This is a genomic window from Curtobacterium sp. ISL-83, assembly GCF_018613895.1.
Lineage (GTDB): Bacteria > Actinomycetota > Actinomycetes > Actinomycetales > Microbacteriaceae > Curtobacterium.
This window is the reverse complement of sequence record NZ_JAGGPH010000016.1, coordinates 52,415-71,250: the sequence shown is the minus strand read 5'-3', so window position 1 is coordinate 71,250 and position 18,836 is coordinate 52,415. Positions and strand designations below refer to the sequence as shown.

Below are 18,836 nucleotides of genomic sequence, written 5' to 3'. Positions count from 1 at the left end.
CAGGAGGCTACGGCCTCAGCGGCACCGGACGAGCGCGACGACCTCGCCGTGGCCGGTCAGGCCGGGCGCCGAACCGGAGTCCTGCCACCGGCCGAGCGTGGTGCAGCCCGCACCGGCGGTCACCTGCCGCACGGGGTCGTCCCGGGAGGCGGTCGGTGACACCACGAAGAGCCGCTCGCGCCCGGAGCGGATCATGGCCGTGAGCTGCGCGGTCGTGAACACCGGCACCTGGCCGGAGTACCCGCCGTCCGTGAGCACCTCGTCCCCGGTCGCCTCGATGACCTGGGACGAGATCCGCCACGAGTCCGACAGGAACAGCGGTGTGCCGTCACGACCGCCGCCGGCTCGGCGTGCCGCGGCCACGAGCAGCCGGAGGGACGGCGGGAGGACCGTGGGGCCGCCCCAGACGTCGGGTGCGGACAGCCGGAACGCCGACGTCCGGGCGGCGAGGGCGTGCGCCGGGAGACCGTCGAACGCGGGGGCCCGACCGCCGGCCATCGCGGCCTGCGGCGTGAGCCGCCCGACCGACGCGTCGCCGCCGCTGCCGTCCCGCGCCGCGTCGAGCACCTGCAGTGAGAAGCACGCGGGTCCGGCCACGACCGCGGCGACGAGGACCGTGGCGACGAGGCGCCGGGCCGGACGACCCCGTGCTCCCTCGTCGCGTGTGCGTCGGACGACGACGACCAGGACGAGCGCGAGGACGGTCAGCCCGATCGCCGTCGCCGCGAGGGGGAGCGGTTCGGCGCTGTGGGTGGCGAGCCACGTCCACCACGCGCCCTGCACGACGAGCAGTCCGACGGGCACGGCGCGCAGCCGACGGTCGGCGTTCGTGACGAGCGCCGCGGCCTGCCACCAGCCGATCGCCGCGAGCGTGGCCAACTGGACCCCGACGGCCGCCACGTACGCCGTGTGCGGCAGCCGGATCACCGACAGCACCACGACCGCGGTCCCGAGCCACACGACCAGGGTGACCAGCGTCGCCAGGGCGGTGCGGGCCTCCCGGACACCGCGTCGCGGCCACCAGCGCACCGCGCCGAGCGCGATGCCGGCGAGTGCGGCGGGCCACGCCCAGCCGACCTGCGAGGCGTACCGCGGTCCGAACAGCTGGAGGAGCGATCGCGGTTCCGCGGTGTGGTCCCCGTCTGCGGCGTGCCCGGCCACGCGGGCGGCGGCGTGCAGGGCGCCGACCGCGCCGGGCCAGAGTCCTGGGGCGAAGCGATCGACGCCGTTGTACCCGAACACCATCGCGAAGACGTCGTCGTTCGTCGAGCCGTCGACGTACGGTCGTGCCGTCGTCGGCAGCAACTCCATCACGAACGGCCACGCGAGCGACGCGACGACGGCCGACACGACGAGGACCGCGACCCAGCACAGTCCGACGCGGCGCGCGCCGACGCGGTCGACCGTGTCGCGGCTGACGGTGCTCCGGCTCACGGTGCTCCGGCCCGGGGCATCCGGGCGCGAGCGCACCCCGGGGGCGGCGACCATCGTCCCGACGACGAGCGCGGGCAGCAGGATCCACGCCTGGAGCATCTTCGCCTGGAAGCCGACCCCGACGAAGAGCCCGGCGAGCACGAGCGGCCACGTCCGGCCCGTCACCACCGCACGCTGCCACCAGACCATCGCGACGGCGAGGGCCATCGTGAGGAGGCCGTCCTCCATCGGGTGTCCGAACATCGACACGAAGATCGGTGTGGACGCGGCGAGCCCCGCCGCGACCAGACCGACGCGCGGCCCCACCCAACGGAGTGCCACGACCGAGGTCGCCCAGACCGTGACGACGCCCTCGACCACCTGCGGGAGCGCCAGCGCCGCCGTCGACATGCCGAACAGCCGGATGCTCAGGGCCTGGGGCACGGCGAACCCGGCGAGCTTGTCGAGGGTGACGGAGGCCGCCGGGTCGAACGACCCCGTGAGGAGCGCCGGCCACGACTCCGACATCGAGCGTGCCGCAGCCGCGTAGAACGAGAAGTCCCCGCCGCGAGCGAGGTTCCACGACTCGAGGACCGCCGCGGCGACGAGCACGGCGACCAGGCCGACGCGGTACCGGACCGGCTGCCCGGACCACCGCGCCAGCACCGACGCGGCGCGCGGGACGGGCGGCAGCAGTCGGGCGCTGCCGGGTGGGGAGTCGGGCATGGTGCCACTGTGGCGTGCCGCTCGGGGAGCGCGCCCTGTGCGCGGGCCCGACACCTGAGGGATCTCCGACGCGGTCGCGGCGTGTGTGCAGCGGGGAGGCCCCGAGACGGTCAGTTCGCACAGACGCGACGGGCACAGGCACGTCCCGGCACGGACGGGCCGGCCGCGGACGGGCCGGCCGCGGACGGGCCGGCCGCGGACGGGGCGGCACGCGGTCGAGGGCCTGCGCTCAGTGGAAGGCCTGCACGACCCCCGGGACGACCCGGTCGGGGAAGAGCCGCACGAGCCGGTACCGGGTGGCGTCGTCGTACGTCAACACCACGGTGTGGCCCTGCCACAGGTACGGGTAGGTGCTCGGCTTCGGCCGGTTCGCGGTGAACTCGGACAGCACGGCGCTCCGCGCGAGGGTCCCGCCGTGCAGGTCGTACACGGCGACCTCGTCCGGCGAGCTGGCCGTCGCGAGGTCACACGTCGTGTCCACGAGGTACTGCTCCCCGCCGTCGCCCCGCAGGTCCCCGGACGCCGTCACCAGCGAGACGAAGTCGCCCGAGCAGATCTGCAGGCCCGGGTGCCCGGCGGCGGCGATCGCGGCCGTCAACCCCGGGATGCCGTCCGAGCGTGGGTACCCGTCCTGCGCACCCGGCCGAGGCGGCTGCCCCACGGGAAACGTGGAGGCGGCGGCCGCCTTCGTCGTCGCCCCGGCGCCGGGCGTCGCCTCGCCAGCGGGCGTCGTCGCCCCGCCACCGGGCATCGTGGTCGGCGCGCCGGGGGGCGTGCTCGTGCTGACGGCCGTCGGTCCGCCGTCGTCCGGGCTCGTCGCAGCGGGGACCGCCGTGTTCGCGCACCCCACCAGCACGACGGAGCCGACGGCGGCGAGGAGGAGCGGGGTGAACAACTTCATGCGTCGATCTTCCTTCCTGCGGACGGGGTCGCCCGCATCGATCGGCACGACGGTACGGCGCCCCCGTGGCGGGCCGGTGACGGTCGACCGCGGGAGACCGGCTCCCACGGTCACCGATCCGCGGACCGACGTGCGACGATCTGTGACGGAACTGACACATCGCTGCACCGCGACGGACACCGAGGGGAACCAGGCTCGCACCGTGAACCGCTCCGTCTCCCCACGCACCGTCGGCACCCTCGCCACCGTGGCCGCCGTCCTCGTCGTGTTCGTCGTCGCCGTGACCGCGATGGCCGCACCCCTCCGGCACGACACGACGCCACGGCCGGCCGCACTCCACGTCGCCACCGCGTACTACGCCGGTTGCGGGGAGCAGGCCGTCGCCGAACCGTCGTCGGTCCCGATCTGGTGCGAGTCCTCCGACCAGCGCCTCGAGAACCTCGCCTGGTCCTCCTGGGGTGGCGGGGACGCGTTCGCGACCGGGCTCCTCACCGACAACCCGTGCGACTGCACCGGCGGGACCGTCACCGCCTACCCGGTGGCCGTCCGCTTCGACCACCCGGCGTCCGTCGGCGAGGTCCGGCGGTACCAGCGCCTCAGCATCACCTTCGCCGACCGTCGCCCCGCGTGGGCCGTCCGGCCGACGATGCACTTCCTGTGGGGCGACCTCGGCTTCGTCAGCGACCAGGAGCGACCGTGACCACCACCGGATCCCCACACCCCGCGACCGCCGACGGACGGTCGCCGCTCGTGCTGCTCGCCGAGGACGACGCCGACGTCCGCGAGACGACGCAGCTCCTGCTCCTCCGCCGCGGCTGGCGCGTCACACCGACGGTGGACGGGGTCGACGCGCTCGCCGCGGTGGACCTCGAGATGCCGGACATCGCGGTGGTGGACGTCGCGATGCCGCGGCTGAACGGCCTGGACCTCACCGCGCGGCTGACGGCGCTCGGCGTCCCCGTGGTGCTCCTCACCGCCCGGAGCCTGGCCGTCGACGAGGTGCAGGGCCTCGCGGCCGGAGCCGACGACTACGTCACGAAGCCGTTCGACGCGGACGTGTTGTCCGCGCGGCTGCAGGCCGTGCTGCGCCGTCGTCGCGGTCCCGCGCAGCAGGTCGTGACGGTCGGTGACGTCCGCATCGACGTGGCCGGGCGCCGGGTGGTCCGCGGCGGGGTCGCCGTGCCGCTCAGTGCCGTCGAGTTCCGGGTGCTCGAGGCTCTCCTCCGCAACCGGGGCGCGGTGCTCAGCCGGGAGCAGGTCGTCGCGATGGCGTGGGACAGCACCTGGCAGGACCCGCGCATCGTCGACACGAACATCCAGCGACTCCGGCGGAAGCTCGGCGCGGACGTGATCGAGACCGTCCGCGGGTTCGGGTACCGCATCGAGGTGGCGCCGTCGTGACGGCGAGTGGGACCGACGCCTGGACGTCCGCACCGACCGCGCTCCGGCACCCCGTCACGCCGGCCGAACGGACCCCGTGGTGGCGGTCGCTGCGGTTCCGGACGGCGGCCGCGATGACCTTGCTCGCAACGACGCTCGTGGTGGCCGCCGGGGCGGTGTTCGCCCACACCGCGATCACCGACGCGACCGCGCAGCTCCGGCAGCAGGCACTGACGCAGCTCAACGAGACGATCGCGACCCAGGCGTTCGGTGGCGCGCTCCCACCGCGGGCGACGGACGACCCGGCCGTCGTCCCCGGGGCGCTGCGGACCGCCGTGCACGGTGGCGGGACCGCAACCTACGACGACGGCACCTGGATGTGGGCCGCGCGCGAACAGGCCTCCGGTCTGATCGCCACCCGCGTCGACAACTCGCCGCTCCGGACCCAGTGGACGAACCTGCAGCGCACGTTCGTCGTCGCCGCCGTGCTCGCCGCCGCGTTCGCCGCGGCGGGGTCCTGGCTGGCCGCAGGGCGGCTGACCGCGCGGCTCCGCCGCGCCGCGCGAGCGGTCGACGACACGGTCGCGGGACGGTCGGCCGTGGAGGTCCGTGGGGACGACGAGGTCGCGGTGCTGTCCCGGGGACTCGCCGAGACCGCCGCGGCCCTGGCGCGGAGTCTCGACCACGAGCGGGCGATCAGTGCCGAGGTCGCCCACGACATGCGCACCCCCGTGACGGCGCTCGTCGGCGCCGCCGAGCTCCTGCCGGACGGCCCGGACGCCGAACGCGTGCGGCGGGTCGCGGCGCGGCTGCGGGGGCTGCTCGACGACCTGCTCACGTTGTCCCGCGCCGCCCACGAGGCCGGCGAGGTGCACGCGGTGCCGCTCGACCTGGTCGACACGGTGGACGAGGTGCTCCTGGCGGAGGGCCTCCGCGACCGGGTTCGGTTCGAGCCGGGGGAGTCGTCGGTCGTGCTGGTGGACCGCGAGCACCTCGGCCGTGCCCTCACCAACCTGATCGGGAACGCCGAGCGGCACGGCGCGCAGCCGGTCGTCGTGCGGGCCTCGGGCACGACCGTCACGGTCGAGGACGCCGGGCCCGGGTTCCCGGCGGAGGTGCTCCGGGACGGACCGCGGCGCTTCGGTGCGCTCGGCTCGCACGGCGGCTCCGGCATCGGTCTCGCGATCGTGCTGCAGCACGTGGCGGCGTCCGGTGCGGTGCTCCGGCTGGAGAACACCGGTCGGGGCGCGGCCGCCGTGGTGGAGCTCCGAGCCGCGCCGGGCTGGTAGGTCGGCGGCCTCAGCCCATCCAGACCAGGGCGATGCCGATGATCGCGGCGAAGGTGACCGCGATCGCGACCTCGAGCAGGACCACGACGAGGTCGTCCTGCTGCGGGACGTCGTCGAGGTCGGCGGGCTGGGGAGACGTGATCGTTCGCATGCCCCGGACGCTACGGAGCGCTCGTCTCAGGACCGTGGCGCCGTGTGGCCGACGGGAGGCTGACCACCGGTGCACCGCGGCGACGGCGCGGAACTCGTCGTCACGAGATTGACACAGGCCCGTCCGCGGCGCCGACGTGCGCGGGATCGGCGATCGCGCTCAGCGGTACTGGCGTGGCCAGGCGAACGGCGCCGGCAGGTGGGGGACCTGGCCGATCGAGGTCACGTCGAGCACGATCTCCCGGCGGTTCGTCAGCGCGATCGACCGCGGGTTCCCGATGAACCGCCGTCCGTCGACCCACACCGTGAGCTCGCCACGGAGTCCACCGACGTGCTCCGGCCCGAGCGACACGCCCCACTCGTCGAAGAACTGCCCGAGCGTGAACGTCCGTCGCGTCGGGGACTCGACGTGCAGGATCCCGGAGGTGTCGTGCGTGTGCAGCTGCGCCGCGAACCGCTTCCGTTCCGAGTGCCCCACGTTCCCCGGCACCGTGACCGGAGTCTCCCCGTCGAGCACCGTCAGGTGTGTGTGCACGTGCTCGGCGAGGCGCTCACCCCACACGTTCCGCAGCCCCGCCGCGTCGGCGCGCGCCGACAGGTCGGTCGGCGCCGGCCAGGGAGGCGCGGGTCGGCTCGTCCCCGCGGCCCCCGTCGCAGCCAGCGCCAGCAGCACGACGGTGGTCAGGGCCGCCAGAGCGGCCCCGGCGGCCCGCGACCTCACCAGCGTTCGTGCACCGTCGCGCGGAACCACGTGTCGTACAGGTCGCGGACGGTCGCGTCGAGGCCCGGCACCTCCGGCAGGTCACCGGCGCCGGCGTTCGACCGGGCCTGCTCCGGGTTGCGGGCACCGGGGATCGCGGCGGTCACGCCCGGCTGCGCGACGATCCACGCGATCGCGGCCTGGGGGACCGACACGCCCTGGGGGAGCGACTCGGCGAAGGCCTGGGCGGCGCGGACACCGTCCTCGAAGTCGACACCGCTGAACGTCTCGCCCTGGTCGAACGCCTCGCCGTGGCGGTTGTAGGAGCGGTGGTCCTCCGGCGCGAACTCGGTGTCCGGCGTGTACTTGCCGGACAGCAACCCCGAGGCCAACGGGACGCGCGCGAGGATGCCGACCCCTGCCTCCAGGGCGGCCGGCAGGACCCGGTCCAGCGGCTTCAGCCGGAACGCGTTGAGGATGATCTGCACCGTCGCGACGCCCGGACGGGCGATCGCAGTGAGCGCCTGGTCCGTGGTCTCGACGCTGACGCCGTAGGCGGCGATCGAGCCGTCGGCGACCAGGGCGTCGAGGGCGTCGTACACGGCGTCGTCCTCGTACACAGGCGTCGGAGGGCAGTGCAGCTGCACCAGGTCGAGCGTGTCCTGGCCGAGGTTCGTGCGCGAGCGGTCGACCCACTCGCGGAAGTTCGCGGCGACGTAGTTCGACGGCACCTGGTCGGCGCGGCGGCCCATCTTCGTCGTGATCGTCAGCGGGACGTCCGCGTTGGCGCGGCGCCACCTGCCGATCAGCTGCTCGCTGCGGCCGTCGCCGTAGACGTCGGCGGTGTCGAAGAGAGTGACGCCGGACTCGACGGAGGCGTCCATGACGGCGTTGGCGTCGGACTCGGTGACGGGACCCCAGTCACCGCCGAACTGCCAGGTGCCGAGGCCGATGACGGACACGGTGCGGCCGGTACGGCCGAGGGTGCGACTCTGCATGGGGCCGAGCGTAGTCATCCGACGCCGAGAGGGGACCGCGGTGGCGGTGGCGTGGGTCGCCGTAGGATGGTCGGCGAGGGCCTTTAGCTCAGCTGGTAGAGCGCCACGTTTACACCGTGGATGTCGTCGGTTCGATCCCGGCAGGGCCCACCGGAAAGACACCTGATCAGGGCATCGGTTGCCTCCGGCTCGAGCGGTCCCTCAGCCGCCGAGTCGTCGGTCGAAGTCGATGTGGCCCCGGAGCCCTTCGCCCCCTCGAACGTGGCTTACACGGAACGTGCGGCAGTTGCAGCTGCGTGAACGCTCCATGCAGCGGTGAGGATGCCCGCGATGCCGCAAAAAAACTCACAATGGGTACGGACCCTTGCGGGAACGACCCGTTCGTTGTGGTGATGACTGTCACGACGAGAGCTGCGAGGTACACCGGCAGGACGAGAATGCGGCGGGTCCCCCCTGCGCGCTGCGCCGCCCGCCATGCGGCATCTGAGCGCATCGTTGCCGGTGTCCTGAACCCGAACCATGGATTTCGTGTGACGCCGCCGCCTACGGCAGATCCCGCGCCGACGAGTGTCACGATGATTACTACCCCGAGTATCGAGGCAACAGCTACTCCATAGCTCATGTTCCCCACCCCTGAATGTGTTGCTACTTGCGCAGCGGCTAAAGCGCTGTGAGGCGGAATGGCGTTTGGTTCATCACGCCGTTCCTCGCGGTGATGCGTTGCTGTTCCTGGCCAGCAACGTCGACGTCAAGTGACGCGGACGCGAGTGCTGAGGACGTGCCTCGGTAGCGGAAGAACGCAACCACACGGTGTACGCCCGCAGGCACGCGGATAGTAGCGCCGCTTGACCAGGTCGCCTTCTGCTCATCACCATCGATGGAGACAAACGGATCAGCCAAGGCCCTGATAAACCAGCCGTTTACCGGGTTCAGCTTGAACTGAACCGTAATCATTCCTTCAGACATCCGAACACCCCTGCATGTTCCGAGGAAGTGTCTGACTCCCCTGCTCGCACGCTACGCCGGCCTTAACCGATGTCAAGGGTCGGTTGCAAGAAGTTTTTGAGAGAGTCGTGCGTCCGGATGTCGATAGGCGGGCGCCCTGCTCGCCGTGTCGTGCCGCACACATCCCCGGTAGGAGTGACACAGCGACACGGCTCAGCGTCGGTCGACCTTGCGGCTGTGACCAGTTGGTGTCTCAACCGGACCCGATAGCTGCCGGGCCGTGCTTCGGCTTCCTGTCGACCCACCCGGCCACGCAGGAGACGAAGACCACGAGCGCGCCTCCTGCCCCTCCCGTCGCGGGGGTACGGCCGATGTGACAGGACACACAGGTCTGTTGCACTCGATGCTCGGCCGGACATCTTCAACTGTCCCCGACACCGAGGAGTCCGAATGGCCCCCCTGACCGACGGTGAGTTCACCGAGCTCTACCGCGAGCACTACGCGGCAGTGCTGCGGTTCGTCCGCCGACGAGCGCGCCCTGATGCCGTTGACGACGTCGTCGCCGAGACGTTCGTCGCCGCGTGGCAACGACAGGACGAGTTCCGGCGGTACCCACTCCCGTGGCTCTACCGCACGGCGCGGAACATGATGCTGAACGCCGCGCGGTCCGAGAACCGCCGCACCGCCCTCGCCGTCCGTGTCCGGGGCGAGTTCGACGACGCCGACCCGACGGACGTCGCGGGGACGGTCGGTTTCCGCCGGGACCTCGTGTCCGCATGGCACCGGCTGACCGGGTCCGAGCAAGAGGTCCTCGCGCTCGCGATCTGGGAGCAGCTCCCGGGGGCCGAAGCCGCGGTCGTCCTCGGTCTCACGCGCGCCGGCTACACGATGCGGCTGTCGCGTGCCCGCCGTCGGCTCGCGGCGTACCTGGACGTCGAGCGCGCCGACCCGCGGGCGACGGATCCGCCACCGACCACCATCGCTGCCGCCGCACCCTTGACCAGCCTCGACCGGAAGTGACGCCATGACCATCATCGACGAGTTCCGCACCCTCGACACCGCCCCCGAGCTCCGCCTCACCCCCGGCGAGGAGCAGCGCCGCGACCACCTGCTCGCCGCGATCATCCAGCTCGACCGGGGACCCCAGGTCGACCGCGCGACGGCCGCCGGTACCGCACGGCGCACCACTCCCGCGCGCCCCCGCACGGTCCGGACGACCGTCACGATCGGCGCGACCGCCCTCCTGGCCGCGGGAGCGCTGACGGTCGGCGGCGTCGCCGTCCTCCCGTCGGTCGTGCACCACCTGCTGCCGGGCGTCGTCGAGCCCGGCACCACAGCAGCCGGCCCGTTGAGTGCCGTCTCGTTGGCTTCGTGGACGTCGTCGCCGGCGCACCCGTCGGCAGCGTCCACCGTCGTCACGAACGCCACCGCGCACTGCTCGCGGAGCATGCCGGAGCCGAGCGGGAACGACGCACCGGTGACCGTGTCAAACGTCGACCAGCGCGGCAGCGTCACGACGGTGGTCCTGAGCCGCGGCGGGTACCGGTTCTTCTGCCTCGTGGGCGCGGACGGCAGTGGTCACAGTGAACTCGTCGACGGCCCCGGCAACCGACTGCCCGGTGTGGCCGGGCCCGCGTCGCTCTCGGTGCAGTCCGCGGACGACAGTGGTTCCGGAGCGACCGCGATCAGCACCCTCTGGGGAGAAGCAGGGGCAGACGTTGCCTCCGTGACGGTCTCGGCCGGTGGACACACGCTCACGGCGACGGTCGACAACGGTCTCTGGACGGCCTGGTGGCCACCCGTCGGGGACAGCGTCGATCCGCTCGACGGGACGGTCACCTGGACGACGACGACCGGGGCGTCCCACTCGTCATCCCTCAACGCACTCGTCCCGGGGAACTGAGCCGATGACGGACTGGAGGAACGGTGCGGGTAGCAAGGACGGCCTCCCTGTCCGACACGGGCGCGAACGCCCGTCCCGTCGCGTCGTCTGGCCGGTGGTCGGCGGCGTCCTCGCGGTCGTCCTCGTCACGGTCGGGGGCTACGGAGCGTGGTCCTACGAGCAACTCGACAGCAGCATCACCAAGGTGCACGTGGCACTGCCCCACCCATCGCGGGCACCGGGGCCTGCGGACCCAGCGGAATCCGCGGAGAACATCCTGCTCGTCGGCGACGACCACCGACCGGCCGACGCCACCCCGCAGGAGCTGGCCGAGCTCGGCACGCAGCTCGATGGCGGGGCGACGAACACCGACACGATGATCATGCTGCACATCCCCGCCGGTGGCGGAAGCGCGACGATGATCTCGATCCCGCGCGACTCGTGGGTCCCCATCCCCGGCCACGGCACGTTCAAGCTGAACAGCGCGTTCTCCGACGGAGCGGCGAACGGCGGTGGCGACGCCGGCGGGATGAACCTGCTCATCAAGAGCATCGACAACCTGACGGGCATCTCCATCGACCACTTCGTCCGCGTCTCCCTGCTCGGCTTCTACCAGGTCGTCAAGGCGCTCGGACCGCTGCAGGTCTGCCTCACGCACGCAGCTTCCGACTCGAACTCCGGGGTGGACCTCCCCGCCGGGCTCTCGACGCTCAACGCCTCGCAGGCGCTGTCGTTCGTCCGCCAGCGGGACGGGCTGCCCCGGGGCGACCTCGACCGCGAGGTCCGCCAGCAGTACTTCCTCTCCCAGGAGGCGCGGAAGGCCCTGTCCGCGAGCACCCTGCTGAACCCGGTGAAGGTCTCCGCGCTGTTGCACGGAGTCGGCGATGCCGTGCAGATCGACGACGGACTCAGCATCCCGGGCCTGGTGGACACCCTCCGCCGCATCGACCTGTCGAACATCCGGTCGACGACCATCCCGACGCTCGGCACGCCGACGATCGACGGCTACTCGACGGTCGCGGTCGACTTCGGAGCGATGCCCGCGTTCATCCAGAGTGTGGTCGGACCGCCGGCGGCGTACACCAGCGCGGCGGCCGCATCGCCGGGCAGCGTCCACGTCTCCGTGCAGAACGGTGCTGGCACCGGGAGCGGGGCGACGGCGGCCTCGGCGGCCCTGAGCGCGAGGGGCTTCGTCGTCGGCGTCCCCTCGGACACCACGACGACGAGCAGCACCGTGATCGAGTACCCGGCCGGGATGGAATCGGCGGCGAAGTCCGTCGCGAACGTCGTGCCCGGAGCGACCGCCGTGGTGACCCCGAGCGCGACGGGCGTCACGCTCGTGCTCGGGACGGACGGTCACACGGCGACCCCACCGGGGAGCCCGACGAGTCCTCCGACGAAGTCGACGGGACGGGCGCCGACCGGCAGCGGGCCGAGTAGCCGTCCGGCATCCGCGGCGCCCGTGGGGAACGCGTACGGGGCCCGAGGAACCTGTGTCAACTAGCGCGCCCGCGCAGGGGTGCACCGACCCTCGGAGCACCTCCCGAACTTCGTCAGGAGCACAGGATGAGAGGCTCAGTCGAACTGCACCGACGGCGTCGCGCCGTCGAACCGGAGACGGGTCGCCGCGATGAGCCAGGTTTGGCCGTCATCCGGGTTGCCCTGGAAGAACAGGTACTCGGCGCCGTCAGCGTCCCGCATGTACCCGGGGTGTCCGGATTCGGACGAGTTCCAGGTGCCCGCAGCGCCCGCGGGGATCAGCGGCGCTGAGGAGCCTCTCGTCCAGGTGGCACCATCGGTGCTCGTGGCCCACCCGATCTGCTGGGGGCGGTTGTTGTAGGCGCCAGCGTAGAACATCGTGAACGTCGTGCCGTCGAACCGCAGGGCGGGCGCCTCGATGCACTGTTCTTCCCACGGCAGCTCGGGAGCGAGAGCCGGGCCGTCGACCGAGAGCTGCTCCCAGGCCCCGCGCCCGAAGTCGCTGTCGAGGCGGGCTCTGGCCGTGCCGAGGAGCTGGATCGTCATCGTCGGATCGCGGGTCACCCAGGCGAGCAGGAGGTGGTCGCCCGCGACGACCACGTCGGCGTCGATGGCCCGTCCGCAGGTCCAGGCACCGGTCGGGGCGAAGACCGGGTTCTCCGGGTGCGGCACGAAGGTCACGCCGTCGTCGCTGACCGCGTGGCAGAGCGCGTCTGCGGCCCCGCCTCCGTACGTCTGGAAGAAGACGTGGACGCGCCCGTCGATGACGACGGCGCCTGGAGCAGCGGCGCCCGAGGCGTCGTAGTCCCCGAACGACGGCAGCACGGCCACGGTCCGCCACGACACGAGGTCGCTGCTCTCCGCGACGCCGACCGACCACCCCTCCACGACCGCGTCGTCGGACGACGGCAACGAGAAGTACATCAGGTAGCGGTTGCCGAACCGGATCACTGAAGGGTCCTTCGCGTACGGTCGGCCACGTCGGGACGTGTCGCCCCAGGGCTCGCCGAGGAGGCTGACGCTGCCGGAGGTGTTCGCGTGGCTCATCCCCGCAGGCTACGCCGGGGGTGCACGCGGCAGGCCGTCGGGGCGCGTCGCCGCCCGGTCAGGACGACCATGATGACCGGTGATGGCTGACAACGGGAGGGGTGCCCATGAGGGTGAGCAAGACGCCACGTGTGGCGCGGAACGTCGTGCTCGGCTGTGCGTACGCAGCGATGCTCTTCATCGTCCTCATCGGGCTGTTCTCGAATGCCCTGCTGACCTCGAACGTCTTCCTGCTGTTGTTGTTCGCGGGGTGGGTTCCTGCTGAGGCGATGGTGGAGTACCTCGCCCGGCGGAGTGGGACCACGTCGTCTCGCCGGAGCGCTCGGGCTCGGATCGCCGTCGTCCTCGGCTCCACGGTCGCCGCTGCAACCGCTTCGGCCGCGGTCGTGCCCCTCGTCGCGTACCCCCTCGTCCCAGCCGTCTGGATCGTCGTGATCCTCCTGGGGTTCTTGCCGACGTCTGTCCTGGCCCTCGTCCGGATCTTCCGGAACCAGCGCGAGGGGGAAGCTGATCGCCATGAAGGATGAGGACGTACCGCTCATCGCCGCGGTCGCCGACTGAGAACAGAGCAGGAGGGGCATCGCGCTCGGCGCGGTGCCCCTCCTGCTCAGCGGGATGAGGTCGGCCTCACCGCCCGGAGTGGTGCCACTCCGGTTCGCCCGTGCTCGTCAGCGCCGGCACGGCGTTCTGCGCGAGCTGCAGCGCCTGCTGCGGGAACCACGCGCCGGCAGCGGGGTCGGTGATGCCGCCCCACTCCGGGTCGGTGGTGCTGCCCGCGACACTGCGGTTGCACTGCCCGTCGGACTGCCCGGGGGTCTTGATCCACAGGTAGGCGTCGAGCATCGGGAAGGCGGTCGGCTGTGGCTCCGCCTGCGGGCGGGCTCCGAGACCGGCCCCGGGCGGGTTGCACCAGGTCTGGGCGTCGCCGCTGTACTTGCCTGCGGGTGCCGTCCAGGGGCCGGTGCCGTTCCGGCTCGTGTCGAGCACGAAGTGTGCCGACGGCGCGACCGATCCGAGCTCGCTCGCGTACCGGCTGTTGATGCCGGCCGTGTTCGCCGCCGGGTTCGTCGCGGTGTCGCTCCACTGCAGACTCGGGTCCAGCGCAACGCCAGCGAAGGCGTTCGCCGGGCCGCCGCTCCAGTACTGGTCGCCGCAGCTGGCGTAGTCACCGGGCTTGACCGTGGTGGTGTACGCGTCGCAGTCGGAGATCCAGGTGCCGTACTGCGACAGGTCCGGAGTCCACTGGTAGTTCGAGGTGTTCAGGGACATGCCCTGCACATCGGCGAGACCGGCGTCCTGGAGGCGCCGCGTGATGTCCCCGACGTTGTGCCAGGCGTTGTGCCCGGCGTCGAGGTAGACCAGTGCGTTCGGGTCGGCCTTCGTGATGGCCTGGCCGGCGTACTTGATGTCCGCGATCCGACCCGCGGTGGCGGTCCCGGGGGCGGGGTTCGGGTAGGTGCCCGGGTTCGTGTAGGCCGAGGGGCAGTCGGCGGGCAGGTTCGCCAAGCCGTCCGGCTCGACGATCACGATCACCTTCTGGTCCCCGGTGAGGCCCTGGGCGAAGCCGTCGGCCCACGCCGTGTAGGCCGCGTCACTGCTCGCCCCGCCGGACGAGTACTGCGAGCAGTCCCGACCGGGCACGTTGTAGGCGACCATCGTCGGCACGGTGCGCGTGACCCGGGCCCGCAGCGCGGTCTGGCGGACCTGCTGCTGCACCTGGCGCGGTGTCCCGCTGGTGAACCACACCGCCGACGGCGTGGTCACCTCCTTGCCGATCAGGGCGGCGTCCTTCAGGTCGCCCTTCTTGGCGAGCTGGAGGATCTGTGTTCCGGATCCACCGGCGATGGGCGGCGTGTAAAAGTGCGTGCCCGCGGGTAAGGGGTTGGTCACGCTCGCGTTCGCGCTGGTCACACTCGCGAGCGGGAGTGCCAGAGCGGCGACGGCCACCAGGGCCACGCAGCTCTGACGCAGGAATCGGTTGGTCATTTCGCTCCTCGGTGAACGGCCCGCACAGCGTCGTGCAGGCTCTCGTCCCCGTCGCAGCGCCTCGCCCCCCGACGGGAGGCACTACTGACCGGGAACGTCGAGTGTCACCCCGTCGGTGGCCGGGTGCAATTCCAGGACGGAACTGTCCGCAAACCGACGCGGTTTGCGGAGACCGCACCCGACTCTCGCATCCCGTACCGGAAGCACTGCTCCGGACCGGAGGCCGCTGTCGTGCGCTGCGACGTCGTCCAGGAGCACGTCGTCGGATCGCTCTCCCGGATCGGTTCGGCTAGGCGACGACCACCTGCGCGTGGATGAGGATGTCGTGGAGGTCGGGGCGGAGCGCCTCCTGGGATGACGTCTGGACCTTCACGATGAGGGCCGCGCCGGGCTTCGTGAACGCTCGAGCGACCGTCGCCGACCACGATCCGTCCGTGTTGTGCCCGGCGATTGACAGGAACTGGGCGGTGCCGCCGGTCGCGGTCGGAAGGAGCTGCTCCTCGAGCCGGTCCGCCGGGAGTCCGGACGCCGTGAAGAGCCCCGCGGTGGCGGCGCGGTCCCCGACGGTCGGGTCGAGGTCCGTGATCCGCTGTTGCGTGATCGTCGCGATGGCGCCGTCGGTGTTCGTGTACTCCCGCGACCCCGCGGTCTGGTCTTCACCGGTCTGCTTCCACCCGGGGAGGGCGGAGACCTCGAGTCCGAATGCAGGCAGCGTGCTCGCTGAGAGTGCCCCACCATCTTCGAACGTGAGATTCCTGAGCGCTGCGTCCGCGGTGGGCGTCTCGGATGGCGAGGCGGACGGCGACGGTTGCAAGGTCGATCGGTGCGCCTCCGGCGTCGCGTTGCCCGAGCCCGCGCAGCCGGCGAGAGCGAGCACAGCGATCACGGTCGCGGTTCCCGCCGTGGTGAGTCTGCATGTCATGGACATCTGGTTCCCCCTTCACTCTGCCGTGCGCCCCGTGCACCGGCGAGTCTGCCCGCGAGCCTACGGGCGGCGTTCTCCCACAGGCCACCCCGTCACCGGAGGGGTTCCGAAGCAACCAGTTCGACCTTGCAGCGTTCCGCGTTCTCGAGGAACGCTGCGTAGTGCTCGGGTCCGCCCGCCCAGGGCCATCGGTCCTCGTACAGGGGCGTCCAACCGTGCCCCGGCGCGGTGGTCCACAGGCGGTCGACGTCGTCGCGGCTGCCCGCGTGGAACGCGAGGTGGCTGAGCCCCGGGAGTCGGCGATCGTGGTCGCCATCACGCGGGGCCGATTCGAGCACCAGGTACATCGCGCCGAGCTTCCAGCTCCGGCCGCCCGCCCACTGCTGGTAGCGCTCGTACCCGAGTTCCTGGAGCAGCCACCCCCAGGCTTCTGAGGCCGTCGCGAGGTCCTTGGTGCGGAGCTCGATGTGGTGCAGGGCTCCCCGATTGGTCATCCGACCATCATCGCCGGTCAACCAGTCGGTGGTCGCCCTGCTCCCGGATCTGTGGATCCGGCAGTGCGACGGCGAACTTGAAGCCGAGGTGGGAGTCCACGAAACCGAGCTTCCGGTAGAAGCGGTGGGCGTCGACCCGGGCGGCGTCGGAAGTGAGTTGCACCAGCGCTGCCTGCAGCTCGATGGCGCCCTGGTCGACGACCCACCGCATGACCGCGCTGCCGATGCCGGACGAGCGTTGTGCACTCGTCACGCGCACCGCCTCGACGAGCAACCTGGTGGCCCCACGACGAGCCATCCCGGGGATGAGCGTCAGCTGCAGCGTGCCGACCACGGTCCCGGTGTCGTCCACGACGACGAGCAGCTCGTTGCCCGGAGCATCGGTGATCCGGTCCAACGCTGTCGCGTAGGCGTCGACGTCGTCGTCATTCGCGATGTCGCCACGGGCGGCGCTGATCGGATCATCGGCCAACAGCGCGATGATCGCGTGCAGGTCGTCGGGCGACGCGCGGCGAACGAGCAGGGTCGCGTCCCGGGTCGCGATGGGAACGGGGAGGGGGAGGCTGTCGATCACAGTGCATTCTCTCGACGAGACGAAGACCGGCGCCACACTGTGGGAGTCCAACCCGCATCGACGGACTGACGATCATCGAGCGGTCGCGACGACGACGAGGACGGCGGATGATTCCGTCACCGGCCCGCGTACCCAGTCCCCGTACACGGCATCGACCGAGAACCCTGCGGCGTGGAGGTCCCGCTCCAGCGTCGCCCGATCCCGGAAGTGGAGCGTCAGCGTCTCGGTCACGACTTCTTGCAGCTTCGTGAAGGAGTTGTGTGCCACGAGGCGTACGACGCCCGGTGCCACCTCTCGGGCTTCTGACCACTCCACCAGCGGTCCGTGCACCGTTTCACGGGTCGTGGGCTCTTGCGACGTCCAGTGACGCCATGCTCCGGCGGCGGGGTTGCGACTCTCGAACGCCAGTGTTGCTCCTCCTCGGAGCGCCTTCCGGAGGTCACGCAGGGTGCGAACCCAGTCGTCGTAGCCGATGTGCTGCGCGACGTTGCCCGTCATCACGGCCAGGTCGCTCGACCCGCTCGGGATGTCGCGGCTGTCGCCCAGGACCCACGTCACGGCGGCCGCGCCGGGTCGGTGCATCGCGTACTCGAGCATCGTCGGTGACGGGTCGATGCCGACGACGTCCCGGCGAGGGGCGACGAGGGTCACCGTGAGGAGGCCGGTGCCGCAGCCGAGATCGACGATCGATCGTGCGCCCGACGCATCGGCCAGCGCGCGGTAGAAGTCGTGGTCGGGCCCGTCGGGATTGTCCTGGTCGTAGAGGGCGACCAGGCGCGGATCGTGATCGGTCATCTCCAGAACGTAGCCGGGCGGGGGTCGGGCCACGACGAACCATCCAGGACCATTCGTTGCTCGTGTGCGCGACAGCAGGGGGTTAGCGTGACCACCATGCCGGACAGTCGGGTCGTGGACTTCTACCGTCGGTTCGCGGTGCGGGAGGCATCAGGGCAGTCGCGGATCTACGAAGCGTGGGCGTCGGGGGTGGCGGAGGATCCCGACGTCGTGGCGCTCATCGCTGCGCTCCCCGGAATGAAGCAGCAACCGAACCTGGTGTTCGCGGCCGCTCGGTTCCTCGGTGCGCCCGAGGGCACGTACGAGGCATTCCGGAGCTGGCTGCTCGGGCACTGGGATCGTGTCGAACCGATGGTCCTGAGCCGTGCGACCCAGACGAACGAGGCGGGACGGTGCGCGGTTCTCCTCCCGGTCCTCAGCCGACTGGACGGACCGTTGGCACTCATCGAAGTGGGTGCCGCTGCTGGTTTGTGCTTGTACCCGGACCGCTACAGCTACCGCTACGGATTCGACGGCCAGACCGCCACCCTCGACCCCGAGGACGGGCCCAGCGCGGTCACCATCCCCTGTGAGATCGACGCCGAGAGCGTGCCGCGTCGGCTCCCTGAAGTGGTGTGGCGTGCTGGTCTCGATCTCAACCCGATCGCACCCGATGACCTGGAGAGTCGAGCGTGGCTTCGGACGCTGGTCTGGCCAGAGCACGAAGACCGTCGCCGACGACTGGAAGCAGCACTGGCCATCGCGGCTGCGGAGCCCCCGCATCTGGTCGCCGGTGACCTCGTCGATTCGATCGCTGATCTGATCGCTGCTGCGCCCCGCGGCGTCCCGGTGGTGGTGTTCCACAGCGCGGTGCTCGTGTACGTCGAGCAGGCGCGTCGAGAACGGTTCGCCGACTTCATGCGATCGCTCGAAGACGTGACCTGGATCAGCAACGAAGGCGAACGGGTGTTGCCACGTGTCGCCGAGCGCCTGCCGGGCCCCGCAGGAGGACGCATGGTCCTCGCGGTGAACGAGACCCCGATCGCGTTCGTCGGTCCTCACGGCCAGAGTTACGAAGCGCTGACGCGGTGACTGCCGACTCCCGGCGAAGGCTCTTCCAGTGCTGGTAGACGTTGTACTCGTGGTCGCGTGGGACCTTCCGGCTCCGCCTGC

21 protein-coding genes and 1 tRNA gene are annotated in these 18,836 nt (G+C 71.4%); 9 read left to right on the top strand and 13 right to left on the bottom strand.

From position 1 onward, the window contains the following. Nucleotides 1-15: 15 nt before the first annotated feature. Entirely contained in the window at nt 16-2,139 is a 2,124-nt protein-coding gene (locus J7E22_RS15255; RefSeq protein ID WP_214982691.1) for a glycosyltransferase family 39 protein, read from the bottom strand. Nucleotides 2,140-2,368: 229 nt separating this feature from the next. Next, nucleotides 2,369-3,040, bottom strand: a complete 672-nt coding sequence (locus tag J7E22_RS15250) for a hypothetical protein (RefSeq protein ID WP_214982690.1) — start codon at nt 3,038-3,040, stop codon at nt 2,369-2,371. Nucleotides 3,041-3,242: 202 nt separating this feature from the next. On the opposite strand from J7E22_RS15250, the gene J7E22_RS15245 reads away from it, so the two are divergent. The 3 genes from J7E22_RS15245 to J7E22_RS18030 are packed head-to-tail and all read left to right on the top strand — an operon-like array spanning nt 3,243 to nt 5,709. Further along, on the top strand, nt 3,243-3,740 hold the full coding sequence (locus J7E22_RS15245; RefSeq protein WP_214982689.1) for a hypothetical protein: 498 nt from the start codon (nt 3,243-3,245) through the stop codon (nt 3,738-3,740). Beyond that, nucleotides 3,737-4,441 (top strand): response regulator transcription factor, encoded by a 705-nt coding sequence (locus J7E22_RS15240; RefSeq protein ID WP_214982688.1) that lies wholly within the window; start codon nt 3,737-3,739, stop codon nt 4,439-4,441. Before J7E22_RS15245 ends, J7E22_RS15240 begins: the two co-directional genes overlap by 4 nt. Then, nucleotides 4,438-5,709, top strand: coding sequence for a sensor histidine kinase KdpD (locus J7E22_RS18030; protein WP_214982687.1), 1,272 nt, complete (start codon nt 4,438-4,440; stop codon nt 5,707-5,709). Before J7E22_RS15240 ends, J7E22_RS18030 begins: the two co-directional genes overlap by 4 nt. 10 nt (nt 5,710-5,719) lie before the next feature. On the opposite strand, the gene J7E22_RS15230 is transcribed toward J7E22_RS18030, so the two are convergent. From J7E22_RS15230 to J7E22_RS15220, 3 genes are all read right to left on the bottom strand, one after another. Next, nucleotides 5,720-5,860: a hypothetical protein gene (locus tag J7E22_RS15230; RefSeq protein ID WP_214982686.1), complete on the bottom strand. Its 141-nt coding sequence runs from the start codon at nt 5,858-5,860 to the stop codon at nt 5,720-5,722. 159 nt (nt 5,861-6,019) lie between these two features. Next, nucleotides 6,020-6,580, bottom strand: a complete 561-nt coding sequence (locus J7E22_RS15225) for a hypothetical protein (protein ID WP_214982685.1) — start codon at nt 6,578-6,580, stop codon at nt 6,020-6,022. Beyond that, entirely contained in the window at nt 6,577-7,557 is a 981-nt protein-coding gene (locus J7E22_RS15220) for an aldo/keto reductase (protein WP_214982684.1), read from the bottom strand. The genes J7E22_RS15225 and J7E22_RS15220 overlap by 4 nt, the downstream gene beginning before the upstream one ends. A gap of 77 nt (nt 7,558-7,634) precedes the next feature. On the opposite strand from J7E22_RS15220, the gene J7E22_RS15215 reads away from it, so the two are divergent. Continuing rightward, a tRNA-Val gene (locus tag J7E22_RS15215) sits at nt 7,635-7,707 on the top strand. 16 nt (nt 7,708-7,723) lie between these two features. Here J7E22_RS15215 and J7E22_RS18440 read toward each other — a convergent pair. Both J7E22_RS18440 and J7E22_RS15205 read right to left on the bottom strand, forming a co-directional pair. Next, on the bottom strand, nt 7,724-8,179 hold the full coding sequence (locus J7E22_RS18440; RefSeq protein ID WP_374193284.1) for an SdpI family protein: 456 nt from the start codon (nt 8,177-8,179) through the stop codon (nt 7,724-7,726). A gap of 38 nt (nt 8,180-8,217) precedes the next feature. Further along, complete coding sequence (locus J7E22_RS15205) at nt 8,218-8,523, bottom strand: hypothetical protein (protein ID WP_214982682.1); 306 nt, start codon at nt 8,521-8,523, stop codon at nt 8,218-8,220. A 429-nt stretch (nt 8,524-8,952) separates the two neighbouring features. On the opposite strand from J7E22_RS15205, the gene J7E22_RS15200 reads away from it, so the two are divergent. The 3 genes from J7E22_RS15200 to J7E22_RS15190 are packed head-to-tail and all read left to right on the top strand — an operon-like array spanning nt 8,953 to nt 11,888. Then, nucleotides 8,953-9,522, top strand: a complete 570-nt coding sequence (locus J7E22_RS15200) for an RNA polymerase sigma factor (protein ID WP_214982681.1) — start codon at nt 8,953-8,955, stop codon at nt 9,520-9,522. 4 nt (nt 9,523-9,526) lie between these two features. Then, the gene (locus J7E22_RS15195; protein ID WP_214982680.1) at nt 9,527-10,405 is read left to right on the top strand and encodes a hypothetical protein; all 879 of its coding nucleotides are present in this window, start codon (nt 9,527-9,529) and stop codon (nt 10,403-10,405) included. A gap of 4 nt (nt 10,406-10,409) precedes the next feature. After that, nucleotides 10,410-11,888 (top strand): LCP family protein, encoded by a 1,479-nt coding sequence (locus J7E22_RS15190; protein ID WP_214982679.1) that lies wholly within the window; start codon nt 10,410-10,412, stop codon nt 11,886-11,888. A 71-nt stretch (nt 11,889-11,959) separates the two neighbouring features. On the opposite strand, the gene J7E22_RS15185 is transcribed toward J7E22_RS15190, so the two are convergent. Next, a complete protein-coding gene (locus tag J7E22_RS15185; RefSeq protein ID WP_214982678.1) occupies nt 11,960-12,910 on the bottom strand; it encodes a glycoside hydrolase in 951 nt (316 codons plus the stop codon). Between the two features lie 107 nt (nt 12,911-13,017). Here J7E22_RS15185 and J7E22_RS15180 point away from each other — a divergent pair, with 107 nt between their 5' ends. Next, nucleotides 13,018-13,437, top strand: coding sequence for a hypothetical protein (locus tag J7E22_RS15180; protein WP_214982677.1), 420 nt, complete (start codon nt 13,018-13,020; stop codon nt 13,435-13,437). A gap of 100 nt (nt 13,438-13,537) precedes the next feature. Here J7E22_RS15180 and J7E22_RS15175 read toward each other — a convergent pair whose 3' ends face one another. From J7E22_RS15175 to J7E22_RS15155, 5 genes are all read right to left on the bottom strand, one after another. After that, nucleotides 13,538-14,896: a glycoside hydrolase family 6 protein gene (locus J7E22_RS15175; RefSeq protein WP_214982676.1), complete on the bottom strand. Its 1,359-nt coding sequence runs from the start codon at nt 14,894-14,896 to the stop codon at nt 13,538-13,540. 289 nt (nt 14,897-15,185) lie between these two features. Then, nucleotides 15,186-15,818 carry a hypothetical protein gene (locus J7E22_RS15170; protein ID WP_214982675.1) on the bottom strand — a complete coding sequence of 211 codons (633 nt, stop codon included), beginning with the start codon at nt 15,816-15,818 and terminating at the stop codon, nt 15,186-15,188. Nucleotides 15,819-15,913: 95 nt separating this feature from the next. Then, entirely contained in the window at nt 15,914-16,315 is a 402-nt protein-coding gene (locus tag J7E22_RS15165) for a VOC family protein (protein ID WP_214982674.1), read from the bottom strand. A gap of 7 nt (nt 16,316-16,322) precedes the next feature. Further along, nucleotides 16,323-16,889 carry a GNAT family N-acetyltransferase gene (locus J7E22_RS15160; RefSeq protein ID WP_214982673.1) on the bottom strand — a complete coding sequence of 189 codons (567 nt, stop codon included), beginning with the start codon at nt 16,887-16,889 and terminating at the stop codon, nt 16,323-16,325. A gap of 72 nt (nt 16,890-16,961) precedes the next feature. Beyond that, nucleotides 16,962-17,684, bottom strand: a complete 723-nt coding sequence (locus J7E22_RS15155) for a trans-aconitate 2-methyltransferase (RefSeq protein ID WP_214982672.1) — start codon at nt 17,682-17,684, stop codon at nt 16,962-16,964. A 96-nt stretch (nt 17,685-17,780) separates the two neighbouring features. On the opposite strand from J7E22_RS15155, the gene J7E22_RS15150 reads away from it, so the two are divergent. Beyond that, a complete protein-coding gene (locus J7E22_RS15150) occupies nt 17,781-18,755 on the top strand; it encodes a DUF2332 domain-containing protein (protein WP_214982671.1) in 975 nt (324 codons plus the stop codon). The last annotated feature ends 81 nt before the right edge of the window (nt 18,756-18,836 follow it).